Annotated in this window: 1 protein-coding gene; it reads left to right on the forward strand. The window is 67.6% G+C overall.

The features are described from left to right. The first annotated feature begins 39 nt into the window (after positions 1-39). Positions 40-1,407, forward strand: coding sequence for a polyisoprenyl-phosphate hexose-1-phosphate transferase ExoE (exoE, locus tag HNV26_RS37305; protein ID WP_171445596.1), 1,368 nt, complete (start codon positions 40-42; stop codon positions 1,405-1,407). Positions 1,408-1,472 lie beyond the last annotated feature (65 nt).

Consider the following 1,472-nt stretch of genomic DNA (forward strand, 5'->3'; position numbering starts at 1 on the left):
GTGGTGGAAGAGGGTCGGGCGGGTAGGTTGGAGGGGCACGTGCTCCGCGTTTTTCACCATTATTTCTCTGCAAAGAAACTGACGTTCTTCCTCGCCGAGAGCTCGGCAATCGCGTTGGCCTGCGTGATGGGCGCGGCGGCCTGCGCGGCACTCTTCGCGCCTGAAGGGACACACACGCCGCTGTCGCAGCTGTTGCCCACGCTGCTGTGGATGGGCGCGGCGTTCGTCATCACCTTCCAGTTCACGCTGTACCTGTTGGACTTGTATGACCTCCGTGTGGCCGCGGAGGACCGGGTGAGGGGATACCGGTTCCTCAAGGCCGCGGGGGTCACGGCGATGGTGGCGGGCGGCGTCATGCTCGTCACCCCGCTGGTGGTGCCGATGCAGCTGCCGCCGGGCACGCTGCTGGGCGGGGCCATGGGCGCCCTGGCCGGGACGTTGATGGTGCGGGTGTCCATCCGCGCCCTGGTGGGAGCGCCGCACTCGGTGCTCATCGTCGGCGAAGGGCCCAAGGCGCGCGCGGTGGCCAGCGCGATTGACGCGGGCGGGGAGGGCACCTACCGCATCGTGGGCCTGACGGACCCCCGCACCTCCGGCGAGGCGCTGGAGCAGACGGCGGCCCGGCTGGACGTGGCCTATGTGGTTCAGGCCGCGGATGACATGCGCGGGGCCAACTGGGTGGACGGCCTGCTGCGCTGCCGGCTCCAGGGCCGGCGAGTGTATGAGGCCGCGGGGTTCTGCGAGCGGGTGCTGCGCCGGATTCCGGTGCAGTTCCTGAGGGCGAGCGACTTCGCCTTCGCGGACGAGCTCACCGTGTCCCCGCTGCGCCGCACGCTGAAGCGGGGCTTCGACATCGCGGTGGCATCCCTCCTGCTACTCCTGTCCGCGCCCTTCCTGTTGCTGGTCGCGGTGGCCATCAAGCTGGATTCGAAGGGACCCATCTTCTACCGGCAGGAAAGGACCGGGCTGTTCGGGAGCACGTATCACCTGTGGAAGTTCCGCAGCATGCGCACGGACGCGGAGAAGGATGGCGCGGTGTGGGCGAAGGCGAACGATGACCGTGTCACGCGGGTGGGCCGCTTCATCCGCCGCGCGCGCATCGACGAGATTCCCCAGGTCTTCAACATCCTGACGGGAGACATGAGTTTCGTGGGGCCCCGCCCCGAGAGGCCAGTGTTCGTCGAGCAGTTGAAGCAGCAGATTCCGTTCTACGGCCTGCGGGAGGCCGTCAAGCCAGGCCTGACGGGGTGGGCTCAGATTCGCTACCCCTACGGCGCGTCGGTGGAGGATGCGCGGAACAAGCTGGAGTTCGACCTGTACTACGTGAAGAACGGTTCGCTGTTCCTGGATGTGGGGATCATCTTCCATACCGTGAGGCATGTGCTTCTCGGTCGTGGAGCGCGGTAGGGCATTTCGCTTTCCCGGCCTCCGCTGAGGGAGGCCGGGAGGTGGGCTCGCCTGGGGAGGCGCTG

The organism is Myxococcus xanthus (assembly GCF_013116825.1).
GTDB lineage: Bacteria > Myxococcota > Myxococcia > Myxococcales > Myxococcaceae > Myxococcus > Myxococcus xanthus_B.